Origin of the sequence: Paenibacillus sp. FSL W8-0194 (genome assembly GCF_037969745.1) — a bacterium.
GTDB classification, from domain to species: Bacteria; Bacillota; Bacilli; order Paenibacillales; family Paenibacillaceae; genus Paenibacillus_AQ; species Paenibacillus_AQ cookii.
Genome location: NZ_CP150205.1, coordinates 4,553,134 through 4,573,785, shown reverse-complemented (window position 1 = coordinate 4,573,785; position 20,652 = coordinate 4,553,134). Strand labels below are relative to the sequence as shown.

General features: G+C 54.2%; 17 protein-coding genes and 1 riboswitch. Of the genes, 16 read left to right on the top strand and 1 reads right to left on the bottom strand.

Annotated features, from left to right (window positions below; translation table 11 throughout):
• Window positions 1–79 precede the first annotated feature (79 nt).
• The 3 genes from MKY58_RS20800 to MKY58_RS20790 all read left to right on the top strand — a co-directional run bounded on the left by MKY58_RS20800 (window position 80) and on the right by MKY58_RS20790 (window position 3,026).
• A complete protein-coding gene (locus tag MKY58_RS20800; RefSeq protein WP_339321919.1) occupies window positions 80–961 on the top strand; it encodes an ROK family protein in 882 nt (293 codons plus the stop codon).
• 202 nt (window positions 962–1,163) lie between these two features.
• Window positions 1,164–1,835 carry a stalk domain-containing protein gene (locus MKY58_RS20795; protein WP_339321918.1) on the top strand — a complete coding sequence of 224 codons (672 nt, stop codon included), beginning with the start codon at window positions 1,164–1,166 and terminating at the stop codon, window positions 1,833–1,835.
• Between the two features lie 186 nt (window positions 1,836–2,021).
• A complete protein-coding gene (locus tag MKY58_RS20790; RefSeq protein ID WP_339321917.1) occupies window positions 2,022–3,026 on the top strand; it encodes an HRDC domain-containing protein in 1,005 nt (334 codons plus the stop codon).
• 227 nt (window positions 3,027–3,253) lie between these two features.
• On the opposite strand, the gene corA is transcribed toward MKY58_RS20790, so the two are convergent.
• Window positions 3,254–4,189: a magnesium/cobalt transporter CorA gene (gene corA / locus MKY58_RS20785; protein ID WP_036715518.1), complete on the bottom strand. Its 936-nt coding sequence runs from the start codon at window positions 4,187–4,189 to the stop codon at window positions 3,254–3,256.
• Between the two features lie 444 nt (window positions 4,190–4,633).
• Window positions 4,634–4,757: riboswitch (SAM riboswitch) on the top strand.
• A 114-nt stretch (window positions 4,758–4,871) separates the two neighbouring features.
• Here corA and metA point away from each other — a divergent pair.
• From metA to liaF, 13 genes are all read left to right on the top strand, one after another.
• Window positions 4,872–5,807, top strand: coding sequence for a homoserine O-succinyltransferase (gene metA / locus MKY58_RS20780; protein ID WP_036715519.1), 936 nt, complete (start codon window positions 4,872–4,874; stop codon window positions 5,805–5,807).
• Between the two features lie 35 nt (window positions 5,808–5,842).
• A complete protein-coding gene (locus MKY58_RS20775; protein WP_339321916.1) occupies window positions 5,843–7,033 on the top strand; it encodes an aminotransferase class I/II-fold pyridoxal phosphate-dependent enzyme in 1,191 nt (396 codons plus the stop codon).
• Window positions 7,026–8,207: an aminotransferase class I/II-fold pyridoxal phosphate-dependent enzyme gene (locus tag MKY58_RS20770; protein ID WP_339321915.1), complete on the top strand. Its 1,182-nt coding sequence runs from the start codon at window positions 7,026–7,028 to the stop codon at window positions 8,205–8,207. Before MKY58_RS20775 ends, MKY58_RS20770 begins: the two co-directional genes overlap by 8 nt.
• Window positions 8,208–8,501: 294 nt before the next feature.
• Window positions 8,502–9,635: a cyclic dehypoxanthinyl futalosine synthase gene (gene mqnC, locus MKY58_RS20765; RefSeq protein ID WP_339321914.1), complete on the top strand. Its 1,134-nt coding sequence runs from the start codon at window positions 8,502–8,504 to the stop codon at window positions 9,633–9,635.
• Window positions 9,636–9,832: 197 nt separating this feature from the next.
• On the top strand, window positions 9,833–10,414 hold the full coding sequence (locus MKY58_RS20760) for a TetR/AcrR family transcriptional regulator (protein WP_339321913.1): 582 nt from the start codon (window positions 9,833–9,835) through the stop codon (window positions 10,412–10,414).
• 49 nt (window positions 10,415–10,463) lie between these two features.
• Window positions 10,464–11,786 carry a cytosine permease gene (locus MKY58_RS20755; RefSeq protein WP_339321912.1) on the top strand — a complete coding sequence of 441 codons (1,323 nt, stop codon included), beginning with the start codon at window positions 10,464–10,466 and terminating at the stop codon, window positions 11,784–11,786.
• A 4-nt stretch (window positions 11,787–11,790) separates the two neighbouring features.
• Window positions 11,791–12,918, top strand: a complete 1,128-nt coding sequence (locus tag MKY58_RS20750) for a DUF917 domain-containing protein (protein ID WP_339321911.1) — start codon at window positions 11,791–11,793, stop codon at window positions 12,916–12,918.
• Window positions 12,918–14,495 (top strand): hydantoinase/oxoprolinase family protein, encoded by a 1,578-nt coding sequence (locus tag MKY58_RS20745; protein ID WP_339321910.1) that lies wholly within the window; start codon window positions 12,918–12,920, stop codon window positions 14,493–14,495. The genes MKY58_RS20750 and MKY58_RS20745 overlap by 1 nt, the downstream gene beginning before the upstream one ends.
• A gap of 248 nt (window positions 14,496–14,743) precedes the next feature.
• A complete protein-coding gene (locus MKY58_RS20740; RefSeq protein WP_339321909.1) occupies window positions 14,744–15,646 on the top strand; it encodes a putative sporulation protein YtxC in 903 nt (300 codons plus the stop codon).
• A 382-nt stretch (window positions 15,647–16,028) separates the two neighbouring features.
• Window positions 16,029–17,969, top strand: a complete 1,941-nt coding sequence (gene thrS, locus MKY58_RS20735; protein WP_212950533.1) for a threonine--tRNA ligase — start codon at window positions 16,029–16,031, stop codon at window positions 17,967–17,969.
• A gap of 266 nt (window positions 17,970–18,235) precedes the next feature.
• Window positions 18,236–19,027, top strand: a complete 792-nt coding sequence (locus tag MKY58_RS20730) for a 3D domain-containing protein (protein WP_339321908.1) — start codon at window positions 18,236–18,238, stop codon at window positions 19,025–19,027.
• A 113-nt stretch (window positions 19,028–19,140) separates the two neighbouring features.
• Window positions 19,141–19,350 (top strand): hypothetical protein, encoded by a 210-nt coding sequence (locus MKY58_RS20725; RefSeq protein WP_339321907.1) that lies wholly within the window; start codon window positions 19,141–19,143, stop codon window positions 19,348–19,350.
• Between the two features lie 217 nt (window positions 19,351–19,567).
• On the top strand, window positions 19,568–20,647 hold the full coding sequence (gene liaF, locus MKY58_RS20720) for a cell wall-active antibiotics response protein LiaF (RefSeq protein WP_339321906.1): 1,080 nt from the start codon (window positions 19,568–19,570) through the stop codon (window positions 20,645–20,647).
• Window positions 20,648–20,652 lie beyond the last annotated feature (5 nt).

The following is a 20,652-nucleotide window of genomic DNA, read 5'->3' as shown; positions in this document are numbered from 1 at the left end:
TGGTTATTGGATAGGATTCGCTATTTGATGCCGCAGACGGGCAAACAGACAAGAGAATGGTGCAGGAGGGATTGCAACGATGAGTATTCTGGGAGCGATTGAAGCCGGAGGTACGAAATTTGTATGCGGTATCGGGAAGGAAGACGGAACCGTGCTGGAGCGGATCAGTTTTCCGACGACGACGCCCGAAGAAACGATGGCACAGGTGGTTTCTTTCTTTCAAAATAAAGGCGTGGAAGCGCTCGGGGTAGGTTCGTTCGGACCGATCGATCCCGTCAAAGGAAGTCCTACATACGGACGCATTACGACGACCCCTAAACCGCATTGGAGCAACTTCGATATCGTCGGCCATCTGGGCTCGCATTTCCAGGTTCCGATCGAATTCGATACGGACGTGAACGGTGCGGCGCTGGGCGAATATACGTGGGGCGCGGCCAAAGGCTATGACAGCTGCCTGTACATTACGGTTGGCACCGGAGTCGGCGCCGGCGCGGTTGTCGGCGGCGAACTGGTGCATGGTCTGTCGCATCCGGAAATGGGACATATTTTGGTCCGCCGCCATCCGGAGGACAAATTCGAAGGGTTCTGCCCTTACCATGGCGACTGCCTGGAAGGCGTAGCCGCCGGGCCTTCGCTGTCGAAACGCTGGGGCGTTCCGGGTGCGGAATTGACGCCGGATCATCCGGCTTGGGACATGGAAGCCTATTATCTTGCGCAAGCGTTGATGAACTATATCCTGATTTTGTCTCCGCAAAAAATCGTCATGGGCGGCGGCGTCATGAAACAGCTTCAGCTGTTCCCGCTGATTCACACGAAGCTGCAACAGCTGCTGAACGGTTATGTGCAGCTTCCGGCCATCAACGAGCAAATCGCGGACTATATCGTTCCTCCGCAGCTCGGAGACAACGCCGGATTATGCGGCGCGCTCGCTCTGGCCAAAAAGGCGCTGGCTGCGGTTTAACCCTCGTCGTCTAAGGGACGGGCTTCATTAAAACAGATTCAGGCAGGAGGCTGTAAAGCCTCCTTTTTCGCGTTTATGCCGTCCATTTGATCTACTGCTGCAATTTTTTTTAGTCAAAAAGGCGCTTGTTAGAAGAAATGCAAAGCTCTATAGTTCATATATATTGATTATGAAATTCATTTTATGGCAAGGAGTGGAGAGTTTGAAAAAGAAATGGATCCTGACGACGGCTGCGGCCGCAATGCTGCTAACAGCGGCTTCAGGCGTTTATGCCGGAGCCAAACTTCAGGAGGTCAAGGCGTATTTGAACAGCGGCATCCAGCTCAAATACAACGGAACGCCCGTCCAGCCTCGGGACGAGAAAGGAAATGCGGTGCTGCCGATTACATACAACGGAACGACGTATCTTCCGGTTCGGGCCGTCGGGGACGTGATGGGAATCGCCGTATCGTATAACCCGGAAACGCACACGGTGGAGCTCGGGGAGAAGTCGGAAGGCGTATCGATCGCAAAAGGGTTCGAAAGCATGTATTATACGAAGGACCCGGCGCAAACGACATATCAGGGCAAGGATTACAAGGAAGCGTATTTCGATAATGCCGGCAGCAAACGCAGCAGCAGCTTCATGCTGTTCCCGAAAGGAAAATACCAGAAGTTGTACCTGCAGGTGGCTGCCGTGGGCGAAGACATCGACAACTTTTTCATTCAAGACAGTGAGAAGGACGTCAAGCTGAAAACCGAAAAGCTTGCCGTAAAAGACGGCTTGAAAACGATCGTCGTCGACATCTCCGGCGTCAACGAACTGTTCATTTATGCGGATCTGGAGAACAAAGGAGCCTTGTTCGTTCCTCTGACCACGTCTTATTATAAGTAAGCCATTGCAGGAATCCGACAGGCATGCGCCTTTGATGAACCAAGGCCGCCGTTTTTTCAAAAAGGATTGACCATTTTCGATGATGTGGTATCATTTGGAATAACAGCATAATAACGGGGAAGCACCTCTCTTGAACTTCAAGGGGGTGCTTTTTTTGTTGTGCTGATTCTAAAGGGAGGTAGTAAGATGCAGACCGTATTTATGAACCGAATGGTGAAGGAAAGCAAACAAGGGGGAAAATGGGCCGAAGTATGGATCGATGAGGGGGAAGGCGTCTGGAAGCTTGGCTGGAGGGATGTGGAAGGGGGCGGCAGCGTAACGGAACAGACCTGGTATGAAGGCGGTTCCTGGAATGAGATGCTCCATATATACCGCCACGGTCTGGCCGTGAAATTGGGCGAGGGTTTCCGTCCGGTCATTGACGGCATCTTTCACGACGAAGAGGAGCAAAAAGGAAAAAGCCAAAACGCGCAAAAGCTGTATTGCTACAGCGAGCTGAACTACGACGAGGAGCTTTACAACGAGCTGTGCGCCTGGCGGCGCAAAAAAGCGGCGGCCGAGCGGAAAGCGCCCTATTTTATCGCAACGAACCGGCTGCTGCGGCTGATCGGCACGTTCGTGCCGATGACCTTGGACGAGCTGCTGCAGCTGCCCGGCGTCGGGGACAACAAGGCGGCGGAATACGGCGCGGAGCTGCTGGAAATAACAGCAGGGCGTGAACGCAGCCACGGCTTCCCGCTGGATTGGGTGCAGGACGAGCTGGACGAGGCGACCTACGAGGCTTGGGTATACAAGCAGAAGGAGCTGAAATATAAGCAGGATCTCGATCGATACCGGACCAAGCAAATGCTGCTCCAAGGCATCCAAAACGGCAAAAGGCTTGAGGCAATGGAGCAGGAAACCGGCTTGACGAGACGGGAGCTGGTGGAAGCGCTGGAACAGCTGGAGAAAGAAGGTTACGACGCCGAAAGCCTGATCGCCGGGGAACTGCAGGAAATGCCGGAAGCGGAGCAGGAAGAGGTATGGAAGGCTTTCGAGGAGCTGGGGGACACGCTGCTGAAGCCGGTCATGCACCGCGTATACGGTCAGGAAGCAGCGGCGGGACCGCTGATGGAGCTCCGGTATGAACGCCTGCGTTTGATCCGGATCCGGTTCCGGAAGGAAACGGGCAGCCGCCGGCATGCGGGATAACCTGCAGGTCGCGGGCTCCGGGCGTTTGGTGCGGCGATAAACGGAAGAAGGACGTGTGGGGCACGGAGCGCGGTGACAATGCCGGGATGACGGGCCGTACCGCGAATGAACACGGATCACTGCTTCTTATCCATGCCGCTTAAGAAGCAAAAAGGACGAAGATGCTTTACGTGCACGTGGAATGCAGCTTAAGCCAATCTTCGTCCTTATTCTAAATCGACCGTCTTTCAGATCCAGTCCTTCTTGCGGAAAATCAGCAGCATGCTGACGGCGAGCACGGCCATGATTCCGATCACGACAAAATATCCGTAAGCCGTATGCGTTTCGGGCATGTTGTCGAAGTTCATGCCATAGATTCCGGTAATGACCGTGAGCGGCATGAATATGGTCGTGATGGCGGTAAACACGCGCATGATTTCATTCGCGCGGTTGGCGATGCTGGACTGGTAGGCTTCGCGAAGGTTGCCCATCAGATCGCGGAACGTATCGAAGGTTTCAGAAATTTTGACGGCATTTTCATAAATATCGCTAAAATATTTTTGCAGCTGATCGTCGATCAACCGAAGATCCCGTTTATTGAGCGTATTGATCAGTTCTTTTTGCGGTCCCAGCACCTTTTTCAGCCACAGGATTTCGCTTCGCAAACCGATGATTTCGTTCAGGTGCGATTTTTTCGTGTGCATCAGGATATCTTCTTCCAGCTTTTCGATTTTGGCTTCGATCCGGTCGCCTACGGTGAAGTAGTTGTCAACGACAAGGTCGATCAGCAAATACAAAAAGCGGTCGGGGGTGCTGACTTCCTGCTCCCATAAAATCGGCTTCAGGGAGCGCAGCTCGTGAATTTTTTGCTTGGTCACCGTGATAATAAAATGGCGGCCCAAAAAGACGTTCAGCGCACGCAGGAAAATTTCCTCGTCATCGAAACGGATGGAATTCACGACGATAAAATAATGGTTTTCGTAAATTTCGAGTTTGGGGCGCTGTTCCTCTTCGCTCAAGCAGTCTTCCACCGCCAGATCGTGAAGGGAAAATAAAGGCTGCAAAAGCGCCAGATCTTCCACGTCCGCATCGATCCAATAGAATCCTGCAGGCGGGGCAGTCAGCGTGGTTTGGATGTCATCGATCGGGCTGAAAACGCCCTCGTTTACCAACCGGATTTTCATCTGATCTCACTCCTTTATCCCGACATGCGGCGCATGTTCAGGAAACGCTTGTTTAGGGCATAGGAAAGAAATCAGCGTTGCCGGTCGTTTTTTTCGGGGAATTAAAAGAGGAATCCGCGGTAGACAAAAGCGAAAACTTCCCTGCGCCGGCAAGCCGATTTCAGTTCTATGCGGTTGTGTTCATTTGCATTCAGCTTCGGGCTCGGGTCGCCTTCCATCTCATGTCACCTCTTGTTTTAGGTTCAAACACTTGTCTAGTATAACGCCGGGCCATGGACCTTTCAAGAAAAAAATCGCGCCTGGCGCCGTCCTGTTACAGCGTATGACAAAGGCTGGAAAAACGTGTGGGCTCCTCTTGCGGCATTTGCCCGAAAGCTTCTTGACGAAGGATGGGATTATGATTTAAAGTAAGGAACAAGATCAAATAAAACTGAATACAGCGAAATCTTATCAAGAGCAGGTGGAGGGACTAGCCCAATGAAACCCGGCAACCGGCGCGAATGCGCACGGTGCTAATTCTTGCAGGAACGTGAAGCTGCTTTGCGCAGCGGTTTCTGACAGATGAGAGAGGCGTAAAATATAACGAACATGACCTTTCTCTATGCAGGAAGGTCATTTTTGTTTTATATGCACCTTGCTCCCCCGTATGATTTTCGCCACCTTCAAAAAGGAGTGTTGAATCATGCCGATTAAAATTCCGGATGCCCTGCCGGCCAAAGAAATTCTAAACGGAGAAAATATTTTCGTCATGGATGAGAGCAGAGCGTACCATCAGGACATTCGGCCGCTTCGCATCGCCATCCTGAACATCATGCCGACCAAAGAGACGACCGAAACGCAGCTGCTCCGCCTGCTGGGCAACTCCCCGCTGCAGGTGGAAATTACGCTGCTGCATCCGCAGTCGCACACGTCGAAAAATACGTCCGTGGAACACTTGGAGGCATTTTACAAGACGTTCGACGAAGTGCGCCACCGCCGTTTCGACGGGATGATCATTACCGGCGCGCCGGTGGAACGTTTGGATTTCGAAGACGTGTTCTATTGGGATGAGCTCGAGGAAATCATGGATTGGTCCAAAACGAACGTCACCTCTACGCTGCATATCTGTTGGGCCTCGCAGGCCGGCCTGTATCATCATTTCGGGGTGCCGAAGTGGGATTTGGCCAAAAAATGCTTCGGCGTGTTCCCGCATACGGTCAACCGGCAAAACGTAAAGCTTCTTCGCGGTTTCGACGAAGTGTTTTATGTACCGCATTCCCGCCATACGGAGGTCCGCCGCGAAGACATCGAAGGCATCGACGAACTCGAAATTTTGTCCGAATCCGAGGAAGCGGGCATCTATTTGGTGGCAACGAAAGACGGCAGACAGATTTTCGTCACGGGTCATTCCGAATACGACGCCTATTCCTTGAAGTGGGAGTACGAACGGGATATCGCCAAGGGCATGGAGATGGACATTCCGAAGCATTATTACCCGAATGACGACCCGAGCCAAACCCCGCCGGCGATCTGGCGCGCCCATGCAAACTTATTATTCTCTAATTGGCTGAATTACTATGTATATCAAGAAACGCCCTACGACATCGGCGAGGTCGCCGAAGTTTGGCCGCAGATCTAGGCTGCATACTTGAGGAGATTATGGGGGAAACCGACATGGAGAAAAGAAAAGCACTAAACATCGAAAGCCGATTGGCGCAAATCGGTTCGCAGGAGGATCCGGCCACGGGAGCCGTAAACTTTCCGATTTACCAGGCCACGGCGTTTCGCCATCCGAAGCTCGGCCAAAGCACGGGATTCGATTACGCACGGACGAAAAGCCCGACGCGCAAAGTTCTTGAAGAAGCTGCCGCTGAACTGGAGTCCGGAGACGCCGCTTTTGCGTGTAGCTCGGGCATGGCTGCCCTTCAAACGATTTTTTCCCTGTTCAAGCAGGGCGATCATTTGATCGTATCGCTTGATTTGTACGGCGGAACGTACCGGCTGCTGGAGCGGATCCTTTCGAAATTCGGGGTCAGCGCGTCGTACATCGATACGAATGATCTGGATGAGCTCGAAAAATCGAGACGCCCGGAAACGAAGGCGGTCTTCATCGAAACGCCGACCAATCCGCTGATGATGATTACGGACATCGAGAAGGTGGCTGCTTGGGCGAAACGCCATGAACTGCTGACCATCGTGGACAATACGCTGCTGACGCCGTTTTTCCAGCGCCCGATCGAACTTGGCGCAGACATCGTCATTCACAGCGCGACCAAATATTTGGGCGGACATAACGACGTGCTCGCCGGCCTGATCATCACGAAAGGAAAAGAGCTGTCGGAAGAAATGTTTTTCCTGCACAACTCGATCGGAGCGGTACTTGGAGCAAGCGATTCGTACCAGTTGATGAGGGGCATGAAGACGCTGGCGCTCCGGATGGAGCGGCACGAGAGCAACGCGATCGCCGTTGCCGAGTTTCTGAAGACGCATCCGGCCGTGGCCGAAGTGTTCCATCCGGCGTTCCCCGAGCATCCGGGACATGACATACAAAAGAAACAATCCAGCGGGAACACGGGCATTTTCTCCTTCAAGGTCAAGGATGCCCGCTACGTGGAGCCGGTTCTTCGCCACATCCGGCTGATCGCTTTTGCCGAAAGCTTGGGCGGCGTGGAGTCGCTGATGACCTATCCGGCCGTGCAAACCCATGCGGACATCCCGGAAGAAATCCGGAAGGCGGTCGGCGTGGATGACAGGCTGCTTCGCTTCTCCGTCGGCATCGAGCATATCGACGATTTGATCGCCGATCTCGGCGGCGCGTTGAACGCAGCCATTGAGGAAGTCGAAGGGGGAAAACGCCATGAGTGAGCGGCACGGCAAAGAGCAAAACGGCCAAGAATCGCGGAAGTTCGCGACCAAACTTCTTCATTTCGGCTCGGAAATCGATCGCAATACCGGGGCGTCCAGCGTACCGATCTACCAGGCATCGACCTTTCACCACGAGGACGTGTTTAACCCTCCGGTTCACGACTACAGCCGTTCGGGCAATCCGACGCGCCAGGCGCTTGAAGATTATATTGCGCTTTTGGAAGGCGGCGTAAGAGGTTTTGCTTATTCCTCCGGCATGGCTGCCATCTCCAGCACCTTCATGATGCTGTCCGCAGGCGACCATATGATCGTGACCGAAGACGTGTACGGCGGTACATACCGATTGCTGACCAGCATTTTGAACCGGCTCGGCATCGAAAGCACGTTTGTGGACATGACCGACCTGGATCAGGTGAAGGCGGCATTAAAACCGAACACCAAAGCGGTATATATGGAAACGCCGTCGAACCCGACGCTGAAAATTACCGACATTGCGGCCGTCACGTCCTGGGCGAAAGAACATGACCTGCTCACGATGCTTGACAACACGTTCATGACGCCGTATTACCAGCGTCCGATCGAACATGGCGTCGATATCGTGCTGCACAGCGCGACGAAATTTCTGGGCGGACACAGCGACGTGCTGGCCGGTCTCGCCGTTGCCCGCACCCCTTCCATCGGCCGGCAGCTGAAGCAGCTGCAAAACGGGCTCGGAACGGTGCTTGGCGTGCAGGATTCCTGGCTGCTGATGCGCGGGATGAAAACGTTGCAGGCGCGGATGAACCACAGCGAGCAAAGCGCGGCCGTGTTGGCCGCATGGCTGAACGGGCGTCCGGACATCGAGAAGGTATATTATCCGGGACTGCTCGATCATCCGGGGCGGGAAATTCATGAAAAGCAATCCACGGGTTACGGAGCCGTCGTTTCGTTCGACGTAGGTTCGGGCGAACGCGCCAAGCAGGTGCTGAACAAAGTCCGCATTCCGCTTGTCGCCGTCAGCCTGGGAGCGGTGGAAAGCATCTTGTCCTATCCGGCCATGATGTCCCATGCCGCCATGCCGGCCGAAGTCCGGCACGAGCGGGGGATTGCGGACGGGTTGCTGCGCTTCTCCGTCGGCCTGGAGGATATCGACGATTTGATCGCCGATTTGGATCAGGCTTTGCAAGGATCTTAACAAGGAAGGAAAGCGCCGCTTGACGCGGCGTTTTCCTTTTTGCCGTTTGCCGTGAGCGAAATCGCCGGATTCATCGCGAGCCAGGGATAATTTATGTCCATTTCGTGACCATTTTGTGACGGCGGCGATGCCAAATCCTTGAAAATCACGGTTTTTGCCTCACATGCCGCCTGTCATCCAAGAAAGTGAAGTTTTTCTCAAACCAAAAGTATGTTAAGATGATGAAGACGGTTTAATGATATAAGTCTGCTAAACGTATATATATTTTGCCATATGATAAGGAGGCTTCCGGAGATGAGCACAGTAGATCAGATCCTGGACAAAGCGCTGCGCGGGGAACGGTTGAACCTGGAGGACAGCGTTACCCTGTTTGAAAGCAACGAAGTCGAAAAAATCGGCCACGCCGCCGATATCATGATGAAGAGACAGCATCCGGAACCGATCACAACGTTTGTGATTGGGCGGAACGTCAACTACACGAACGTGTGCGATACATACTGCACGTTTTGCGCCTTTTACCGCGTCCCGGGACATAAAGAAGGTTATCTTCTTCCGGACGAAGTCATCTTCCAAAAGATTAAGGAAACCGAGGATGTGGGCGGAACCGAAATTCTGATGCAGGGCGGCACGAACCCGGACTTGCCGTTCAGCTACTATACGGATTTGCTCCGCGGCATCAAGCAGCGGTTCCCGAACATTACGATGCACTCGTTCTCCCCGGCGGAAATCCGCAAAATGGTGGAGGTGTCGGGTCTTTCCCTCGAAGAGGTCATGCGCGAGCTGAAAGCTGCCGGACTCGATTCCCTGCCGGGCGGCGGAGCCGAGATTTTGGATGACCGCATCCGCAAAAAAATCAGCCGCCATAAAGGCACCTGGCGCGATTGGATGGACGTCATGCAGATGGCCCACAAAATCGGCATGAACACGACCGCCACGATGGTCATCGGCTTCGGCGAATCGATGGAAGAGCGGGCGCTGCACATGCTGCGCATCCGCGACGCGCAGGACGAATGCATCGCGAACGGCTATGATTCGAAAGGGTTCCTTGCGTTCATTCCGTTTACGTTCCAGCCGGACAATACGAGCCTGAAGCGGGAGCGCGAAACCCCTGAAGCCTACCTGAAAACGGTGGCGATCGGCCGCCTGGTGCTCGACAACGTGCCGAATCTGCAATCCTCTTGGGTCACGATGGGCCCGGAAGTGGGCAAATTGTCGCTCAGCTACGGCTGCAACGACTTCGGCAGCACGATGATGGAGGAAAACGTCGTTTCCTCGGCGGGCGCGGTGCATAAAGTGAATATCGCTTCGATCCTTCAGCTGATCCGCGAGGCGGGGAAAATTCCTGCGCAGCGGAACACCCGTTACGACATTTTGCGCGTGTTTGAGGAAGGAACCGAAATCGAACGCGATTTTGTCATGCAGAACTAATCCATACTATAATGAAGATATTGTAAAAATGGGAAAAATCCTTATACGAAATCCTGCTTCGAATGCGAAGCGGGATTTTTTTATTTTTAGGGAAACGAGGGAATGTCGAATTTTGCGAAAAAAAGTATTGTATTTTTATGCGTCTTTTCGTATAGTTTACTTAATTAACGTTAATTAAATCGGAGCTGAGGTAATCCATGACCAGAAATAAGTTGAAGGAAGCCGCGATGCGTTTATTCGGGGAAAAAGGGTACGACGGCACGGCACTATCCGAAATCGCCAAGGAAGTCGGCGTGAAAACGCCGGCGATTTACGCCTTTTACGAGAATAAGGAAGATTTGTTCATGACGGTCTTTCGCGAGGCGATGGATGCATACAATTCGTACGTTCAGGAGCTGGCCGAAGGGCGGGAGAAGTTAGGCGTCCGGGAAAGCTTGTACGGGATTTTAAGCAGGCAATACGAATTTTACCGGGAGTGTCCCGAGGCAAGCAAAATCGTGCTGCGGTATATGGTGTTCCCGCCTTCGTTTCTGAAAGATACGATCGAGGAGGCTTTTCTCCATTCGGACCAATTGCTGACGAAGCTCGTCGGCGCATGGATGGTTCGGGGAATGGAAGAGGGCGTCATTCGCGAGCAGAAGGTGCAGCCGCTGGTAGATTCTTTTTTGAACGTGATGGACGGATTAAGCATTCAATATTTCTATTACTCCTCCAAGGAAGTTTATGAACGCAAGCTGAACCATGTCTTTGAAACGTTTTGGAACGGCGTGCGCTCGTAGGCGATGGACAAACCTCAACCAGAATTTACATGACAAGGGGATGGGTACATTGAGTGAAGCGAGTCAAGTGAAAAGCAATGAAGCAAGCGCGCAGGATTTTGAAAGGGAGCCCGTTCCCGCGCATATGCGCAAAAAGTGGTTGTCCATGTCGCTGGTTTGGATCGCGATCGGCATCGACTTGTCGGCCATGTTTTTGGGAGCCGAGCTCGGCAATGGCATGAATCTGTCCGATTCGCTGACGGCGACGGTGATCGGTTCCGTCATTCTCGGCTTGATCGGCGCTTTGTGCGCTTTTGTCGGGGCGAAGACGGGATTGTCCACGGCGATGATCAGCCGGTTTTTGTTCGGCAACGTCGGGGCGCGGATCGTGTCGATCGTGCTGGGGATTTTTTCGCTCGGCTGGTTTGGCGTCCAGGTCGGTTTTTTTGCTTCGAACATGCATACGGCCTTCGATAAGCTTGTGGGGGTGGACCTGCCTTTGGGATTGCTTTCTTTTATCGGCGGGTTGCTGATGATGTCGACCGCGATTTGGGGTTACCGCTCCATCGAAAGATTAAGCGTATGGTCGGTGCCGCTGCTCGTTATTTTTATCGGGATTGCCGTGTTTACCGCGTTTAAAACGAAAGGCACCGCGGCCATCTGGGAGCCGATCAGCGCCTCGCCGATTCCGATGGGAACCGCGATTTCGCTCGTCATCGGGATTTTTATCGTCGGCACCGTGCTTTCGCCGGACATCGGGCGCTGGGCCCGTACGCCGATGCATGCGGTAACCGCGGCTTTTATCGGCTTTTTCGTCGGGAACAGCTTTATGACGGTCATTGCGATCTTTTTGTCCCGGCTGATGGACACGGACGATTTGACGAATATTTTCATTGCGCTGGGGCTGGGCCTTCCTGCCATTATCGTATTGACGCTGGCGCAGTGGACGACGAATACGAACAATTTGTATTCCGCTTCCCTCGGCTTTTCCGTCGTCTTTCAGCGGGTGCCGAAAAAGCTGATCACCATCATCGCAGGCATTCTGGCCACGCTGCTTGCGGTGTTCGGCATCTATGACAAGTTTTTGTCTTTCCTGAACGTCATTACGAGCTTCGTGTCGCCGATCGGCGGCCTGTATACCGCGGAGTATCTGCTTGTGAACCGTGCGAAGTTTACGTTCGAAGGCATTGACAGCAACAAAAACTGGATCATCCGTTCGTTGATCGTCTGGGTGGTTGCAACGCTGTTTGCATACATGACGACACCGGCGCCGGACGGCTTCGGGTTGTTCCAGCTGACGCGCGTTCCGGCGCTGGACGCCTTCATATTCGCATTTATCGTCCAGTGGATCGTCGGAAAACTGCTGAGCAAAAAAGAAGAACAGAAAGGATAACATCATGGCTAACAACAATACGGATCAGAATACTTTGACGGAATTGGACGAACAGGCCGTGCAATACATCGCCGTCGGCGCGGCGGTGCTTGGCACGGGCGGGGGCGGGGATCCCCATATCGGGAAATTGATGGCGTTGGAAGCCATCCGCAAATACGGCCCGGTTCGATTGGTTAGACCCGAAGAACTGGAGGACGATAGTCTCGTTGTCCCGCTTTCGATGATTGGGGCGCCGACCGTCATGAACGAAAAAATCCCTTCCATCGAGCAGATGACGCGGCCTTTGGATTTGATCGAAAAGGAGCTTGGCCGCAAAGTGAGCGCCGTTATGCCGATCGAGGTCGGAGGCGGCAATTCGCTGGTGCCTGTCATCGCGGCAGCGGAACGAGGCATTCCGATTCTGGATGCCGATGCGATGGGGCGCGCTTTCCCGGAATCGCAGATGGTGACGTTTTACCTCGACGGCATCGACTGCAGCCCGATCACGATGGCGGATGAACGGGGCAACGGCGTGCTTATGCATGCGATCGACGGCGTTTGGGAGGAACGGATGGCGCGCGCGCTGACGATCCAGATGGGCGGTTCGGCTTCGATCTGCGATTATCCCGTGTCGGGGGCACAGGTCAAAAAAAGCGCCGTGCCGCACACGCTGACGCTGGCCTATGAAATCGGGAAAACGCTGTTTGAATCCAAAGAGCAGAAGCAAAACCCGATCGAAGCTTTGCTGAAGCAGCTTCACGGTTACGCCTTGTTCAACGGCAAAGCCGTGGACATCCGGCGCCGGACCGAAGGCGGTTTTACGCGGGGCGAAGCGGTGTTTGAAGGCACCGATGCCGAAAAAGGACGCACGATGCGCCTCTTCTTCCAGAACGAATTCCTTCTGGCGACGGAGGACGGACGGTCCTTGGCCGTGACGCCGGATCTGATTTCGCTGCTTGACCAGGACACCGGAATGCCGATCACGACCGAAAACCTGAAATACGGCGCGAGGGTGACGGCGGTCGGCTTCCCTTGCGACCCGAGATGGCGGACGCCGAAGGGGCTTGAGACGGTCGGGCCGAAATACTTTGGCTACGATATTCCCTATGTTCCGATCGAAGAGCTGGCAGCCGGAAAAGGAGGAAATCTGTAATGCCTTGGACGATGATGAACAACGAAGAAAAATACCGCATCGGGATCGACGTCGGCGGGACGAATACGGACGCCGCGCTGCTCGATTCGAAGCTCGACACGATTCATACGGTCAAGGTTCACACGACGCGCGACGTCAACGAAGGCATCGTCGAGTCGATCCGCCGCCTGCTCGCGGAAAGCGGCGTGAATCCGGCCCGGGTGCAGTACGCCATGCTGGGTACGACCCATTGCACCAACGCCATCGTCGAGCGGAAGCATCTGGGCAAAGTCGGCCTGATCCGGATCGGCGCGCCGGCAACGACGTCCGTGCCTCCGCTGGCGGATTGGGACGATACGCTGAAGGCCGCGGTGGGCCCGCATGCCTATGTTGCACGGGGCGGGTACGAATATGACGGGCGCACGATCGTCGAACTCGACGAAGCCGAAATCAAGGATTACCTGGCCCGAATGAAAGGCGAAGTGGAAGCCGTCGCCGTCTGCGGCGTATTTTCTCCGGTCAACGCGTCGCAGGAGAAGCGGGTCGCGGAGCTTGCGAAAGAGATTCTCGGCGAAGGCATGCCGGTGACGCTTTCGCATGAAATCGGCAGCATCGGCATTTTGGAACGCGAAAACGCGTCGCTGCTGAACGGGGCGCTGCTGAACGTGATCGCGGGCGTCGTGCGCGGCTTCGAGCAGGCGCTGCAAAGCTTCGGGATCGACGCCGGCGTGTATATTTGCCAAAACGACGGCACGCTCATGCGCAGCGAATACGCGCTCCGTTACCCGATCCTGACGATTGCCTGCGGACCGACGAACTCGATCCGCGGCGCGGCGCACCTGTCCGGGCTGAGCAACGCGCTTGTCGTCGACATCGGCGGCACGACGACGGATATCGGCGTGCTGGCCCAAGGTTTCCCGCGGCAATCGTCGGCCGCGGTCGAAATCGGCGGCGTGCGCACGAACTTCCGCATGCCGGACATTTTGTCGATCGGCATCGGCGGCGGCACGATCGTACGGGCCGGCGGCGCGGGCGAAACCGTCACGGTCGGACCGGACAGCGTCGGGTACGAGCTTTTGAAACGCGGCCGCATTTTTGGCGGCGATACGCTGACGGCAACCGACGTGGCCGTGAAGCTCGGCCGTTACGAGTGGGCCGGCGCGCGGACGGAGGGGCTCGACGCTTCGGTTTGCCGTCAAGCGGATGAGATCATCACGCGCGACATCGAAGACGCGATCGACCGCATGAAAACGAGCGCGGAGGACGTAGACGTCATTCTCGTCGGAGGCGGAAGCATCCTTGTCCCGGACAAGCTCCAAGGCGTCGCCCGGATCGTCAGACCGGACCATTACGATGCGGCGAATGCGATCGGCGCGGCGCTCGGCGAGGTCAGCGGGGAGACGGAACGCATTTACTCGCTCGATGAAATGACCTACGACGAAGCGATGACGGATGCCAAAAACCATGCCATCGAGCAGGCGGTGCTTGCCGGAGCCGACCGGGCGACGGTGCAAATCGTGCTTTCGGAGGACATTCCGCTTGCATATATGCCGGGCAATGCATTGCTCGTGAAAGTGAAGGCGGCGGGACGTTTGTAAAAACATCCGAAAACGATTGAAACAAGGAGGCTTCTTCCTTTGTCGGACAGACAGGGGAGGGAGCCTTTTTGGCTTCGGAAACACCCGGAATTTGGCAGCCGGAAACTCGAATTCCGCCCGGTTTTTCCAGCGGATGCAAGTCGGGTTCAGCCTGAGAAATGTTAGCCTGTTTTCCATCGATCCCTCCCGTATATCCCCCCCGCAGAGACATATACTTTGTAAGAAGGATTTTGAAAGGAGTGAACTCCATGGAACTGTTCAGCATTGCAGCCCGAACCTCCGATCCGCAGGAAGAGGAGCGCTACATCAGCATCATTACGAAAGCGAACCAGGCTTTACATAAAAAGTACAAAACGCTCAGCATCAGCTGTTCGGTCCATGAGGGGATGACCTTCTGGCGCTGCCGCGAGGACGATCCGCGTTTTATCAAAGGCAACGTGCTGCAGCAGATTTACGGGACCGCGGCCAAAGCGCTTGCCGAGTATATTTTGCAGGAGAAAGAGCGGGAGCTGGCGGAAAAAATATTGAACGAGGAGTTCGACTTTCCCGAACCGGAAGAGCATGAGCAAATCCTAAAACACTGCCGCATGATCCTGGAGAAAAATCCCGAGTTCGGCGCATCGTGGAACCGCCGCTGCGCGATGCTGGAGCAGGGCATCCAACAATGCCTGAGCGAAAGGCCGCTGCTGCACGTGGACGGGTTCCTGACCTTTCGCGCTCATAGCTACATGAAGGAACTGAAGGAAATCGTGGAATACGCGGTGGACGAATTTATTATGGACCGTCAGTACGAGGAATTCGTTGGCATGCTGAAATATTTCGTGTACTTCCAGCAGCCGCAGGTCCCGTTGGTTCATCTGATCCATAAAGGCGGCCAGGACGTGCTGCTTTTGGATGAAAATTTGAAGCCGCTGGATTACCGCTATGACGAAGGCGTCGTCGTGGAGCGGCTGGATCAGAAGGACCTGCAGATGGAAGACGCGGTCGTGACGACGCTGATTTCCGTGTCCCCGGCCAAAATCGTCATTCATACCCGGGAGCCGCATATGGCGGTGATCCGGACCTTGACGCAAATATTCGAAGACCGGGTGGAAATATGCAGATATTGCCCCGATTGCCACGGGTATTTCCGCGAGACGGGGAAGATCTGACTTGACTGTCAAAAGCTTGGGACTTATAATAACACACATAATTCGATAAAAGCTTCGACAAAGACATGGACCTAAGAAACGGGCGTTGCAGAGAGAGGAACCGGCGGCTGAAAATTCCTCACGCATCCGGCTTATGCGTCTACCCCTTTGTAGCTGCGGCCAGGAACGTTTTCCCTTTCGGGCAAGCAAGTAATGGGCCGCCGGGTCATTCCGTTATCAGATGCTGACGAAGGATAATGCTTCGGCTCCGCATTAGGAAATTCGGATTTTGGGGCGTTATCAAAATTGGGTGGAACCACGGGTACAGACACTCGTCCCTATGTTTTTAGGGATGGGTGTTTTTTTGTATGCTTTTGGTTGAATTTTGAAGGAGGAATGAAAGGTGTCAGTAAGTATCAAACTGCCGGACGGTTCGGTCCGGGAATACGCGGAAGGAAGCACGATCGAGGATGTGGCCGCATCGATCAGCAGCGGTCTGAAGAAAAATGCGGCAGCTGGCAAAATGGACGGGATTGTCGTAGATTTGTCCACCCCGCTCAAAGAGGGCGCAACAATCGAAATCGTGACGCTTGATTCGCCGGAAGGCCTGGAAGTGATGCGTCACAGCACGGCCCACTTGATGGCTCAGGCGACGAAACGCCTGTTTGGCGCCAAAGAGGTAAAACTTGGCGTCGGACCGGTCATCGAAGGCGGATTTTATTACGATATGGATCTTGAGCATCCGCTCAACCCTGAGGATTTGCAAAAAATCGAAAAGGAAATGGAACGCATCGTCGGCGAAAACCTGCCGATCGTACGCAAGGAGGTCAGCCGCCAGGAAGCGCTGGACATGTTCGGCGAGCTCGGCGACCCTTACAAGCTGGAACTGATCAATGCGCTGCCTGAAGACAGCGTCATCTCCATTTACGAGCAGGGCGAGTTTTTTGACCTTTGCCGCGGTCCGCATCTGCCTTCGACGGGCAAAATCAAAGTGTTCAAGCTGATGAACGTGGCCGGCGCATACTGGCGCGGAGACAGCAAAAACAAAATGCTGCAGCGGATTTACGGCACGGCATTCGCGAAAAAAGCCCAGCTGGACGAGCATCTGCACATGCTGGAAGAAGCGAAAAAACGCGACCACCGCAAGCTAGGCAAGGAGCTCGGCATCTTCACCTTCTCCCAGCTCGTGGGACAAGGCCTGCCGATGTGGCTGCCTCGCGGCGCCAAACTCCGCCGCACGCTGGAACGTTACATCGTGGATTTGGAAGAAAGCCTGGGCTACCAGCACGTTTACACGCCGGTGCTCGGCAACGTCGAGCTGTACAAAACATCCGGCCACTGGGAGCATTACCAGGAGGACATGTTCCCGAAAATGGAGCTCGATAACGAGGAGCTTGTCCTTCGTCCGATGAACTGCCCTCACCACATGATGGTTTACAAGAGCGAAATGCACAGCTACCGCGACTTGCCGATCCGGATCGCCGAACTGGGCATGCAGCACCGCTACGAAATGTCCGGCGCCCTGACCGGCCTGCACCGCGTGCGCGCCATGACGCTGAACGACTCGCATATTTTCTGCCGTCCGGACCAAATCAAGGAAGAATTCCTGCGCGTCATCCAGCTGATCACGAAGGTGTACGAAGACTTCGGCATCAAGGACTTCCGTTTCCGTCTGTCTTACCGCGATCCGGAAGACACCGAAAAATATTTCCCGAACGACGAAATGTGGGAAATGTCCCAGCGCATGCTGCGCGAGGTCGTCGAGGAAACCGGCATTCCGTTCTTCGAAGCGGAAGGGGAAGCGGCCTTCTACGGACCGAAGCTGGACGTGCAGATCCGCACGGCGCTCGGCAAGGAAGAAACGCTGTCGACCGTACAGCTCGACTTCCTGCTGCCTGAACGCTTCGAGCTGGAATACGTCGGCGATGACGGGCAAAAACACCGTCCGGTCGTCATCCACCGCGGCATTTTGGGCACGATGGAGCGCTTTACGGCCTTCCTGCTCGAAAACTTCGCCGGTTCGCTGCCTTTGTGGCTGTCCCCGGTGCAGGTCAAAGTCATTCCGGTATCGAACGCTTTCGAAGACTATGCGAAGAAAGTCGCCGAACAGCTCCAGCTGAACGGCATCACGGTTGACGCCGACCTTCGCAACGAAAAAATGGGCTACAAAATCCGCGAAGGACAGCTGGAAAAAATCCCTTACATGTTCATCGTCGGCGAAAACGAAATGAACGCAGGGTCCGTCTCCATCCGCAAACGCGGGGAAGGCGACCAGGGCGCGAAGCCGCTTGCCGAAGCGGTGGCGATGCTGAAAGAGCAAATCGCAAACCGCGAAATTTTTTAAATACAAATTACTCGAAATTGGGTAAGAACGGGAATGAGCCGAAAGTAGCGCATGTGCTGCGGTCGCCTAGAAGCTTTCCAAAGGAAATTTTGAAGACAACAGCGATCGGAAGAAGGATCCGTAACCGCAGCAGCTGCTCTCGCCTATTGAAAATGCGTTCCCAATTTTGAGCGACATCATCCTCTGCCTTGAACCTCAGGTTCAACATTCATGTATAAACGCCAAATCATCTGGACATCCTCGGAAGTAAAGGGGGAGGATTTTCAATGATGAAGGTAAAAACATGGCAGAGGATTTTGTTTTGCATACTTTTGGTCGGGTTGTTCGCGGAAACGCCGAGTCTGTATGCGGGGTCGTTTTCGATGATGCCGTCTTACGTCGAGGACAGCAACCCCAATTCGATGATTGCTTCAAAAAACGATTATTATCTGAAACCGTTAAAATATGCTTCGAACCCGGAAATGTTCATGATCGTCGATCTCAATAAGAGCAAAGCGTCGCAATTCGCCGCGAAGTCCCAGAACGAGTTGCCCAAATTTGCCGCGAAGGCATGGCCTGCAATGACGAAACCCGAAACAAAGGTCCCGGCGAAAAAGCAGGGGGCGGTTGCGGTGACGGCTCCTAGGAGAGAGCAGGTCATCCATACCGTCAAAGTCATGGCAACGGGTTATACCGCCGGTTACGAGTCCACGGGCAAACGCCCTTCGCACCCGCAATACGGCATTACCTACTCCGGCGTGAAGGTGCGGAGGGACAAAAACACGATCTCGACGATTGCGGCCGATCCGCGCGTGTTTCCGCTGGGCACCATTTTGTACATTCCCGGTTACGGGTACGCGATCGTCGCCGACGTCGGCTCCGCCATTAAGGGACGGAAAATCGACCTGTATTTCGATACGACCAAGCAGGTTTATAAGGAATGGGGCAAAAAAGAGGTCGAGGTGCAGGTCATCAAACGCGGCAACGGCAAGTGCAACGAAAAAATGCTGAATACGCTGGGCAAAGCGATTCAGACCTATAAGTCGGTTCCGGCTTCATTGCTGGAAGAAGTCATTTAGAGCGACTGCCGCTGCATAATTTTCTTGGCATTTCACATACTACTGACTGGGGAAAAAACCCCCCGGCAACCGAGGTTTGCCGTTTACGACAAGCTCAGGGAGGTGAAACGGCCATGAAAAAGCAACAACAAGGCAGCTATTTGACTCCGAACGAAAAGTTCAAAACGGAATTTGGCGAAGACACTGCGAACACGCCTACGACGCAAACGACTGGCGCAGCTCGTAGCGGTGGTGCTGGCAGCGCAGGAAGCGCAGGCAGCAGCAGCTACAAAACGCCAAACGAGAAGTTTGACGAAGAATTCAAACCGACTGACCAAGCTTAAGGAACATATCGAAGCATAAACATCCGCCTGAAAGGGCGGGTGTTTTATTTTTTTGTAAATCTGTACCATTTGCCTCGGTCCCGGGACGGAGGACGATTTCATTCCCGCGCCGCTATCGTTCTTACGCCAACCTGTTGTACACTTAGATCAAAGCTGCAGAAGAGGCTTGGAGCGAAATCCAGCCCCCTAAGTTGACTGTTTAAAGGAGATACGGCTTATGAAAAAACGATGGTTGGACCGGCTGTTCGGCGGCGTCGTCCTGATCGGGATCGGCGTGATTTTCCTGTTGAACCAGCTGAACGTCATTGATATCAGTCTCGGTTACGTATTCAAGCATTATTGGCCCGTCATACTCATTGTCCTTGGCGTCAAGGAATTGCTGAAAGGGCGGAGAGCCTTTGCGGGAGCGGCCATCCTGCTGCTGTTCGGAACTTATTTTCTGGGAAGGAACGAAGGCTGGGATTGGGTGACCCCGGGCAGCTTCTTTAAAATTATCATCCCGTCTCTGCTGATCCTGGCGGGCTTGTACGTCATCTTCAAACCGAATGACAGCAAGCCGCCGTCCCGGCCGAATCAGACGGTTGAGCCGCCGGCGTTTACGCCCGACCCGCCCGAACCGGAGGATTTGACTGCAAAGTCGACATTGGACCAGCAATTCGAGGAAAAGTTCGGCATTCCGTACACGAAACAGCAGGCCGAGCACAAAACGACCCATGCCGATGCGGGCTTTGATGACGACGATGACTTTGATCCGGACGACATGGACGACGATGATGAGAAGGATCGATACAAGCAATATAAAAAAAGATACCGCGAGCAAAAAAAACAATATCGGGAGATGAGACAGGAAGCCCGGCACCAACACCGCCACCATCACCGCCACCATGGCGAATGGGACGGACATGACCACGACGGCGGGAAAATCAACCGGTCCTCGTTTATCGGCGACATTCACCTGGGACGCGATTACTTCCAATTGAAGCCGACGAATCTGTCGCAATTCATCGGGGATACGGTCCTGGATTTGACGAACGCGCATATTCCTTACGGCGAGACGAAAATCAACATTTCGGCGTTCATCGGCGACATCAAGGTGTACGTGCCCGACGATACGGACCTCGGGATTTCCATCCATACCAGCTCGTTTATCGGCGACATGTCGGTGCTTAACGAATCACGCAGCGGATTCATGAGCAGCGTACAGACGAAAACCCCGTTTTACAAGGAAGCCCGGAAAAAAATCCGGATTCATGTCAGCGCGTTTATCGGGGACATTAAAGTGAACAAAGTGGGTTAAGCGCA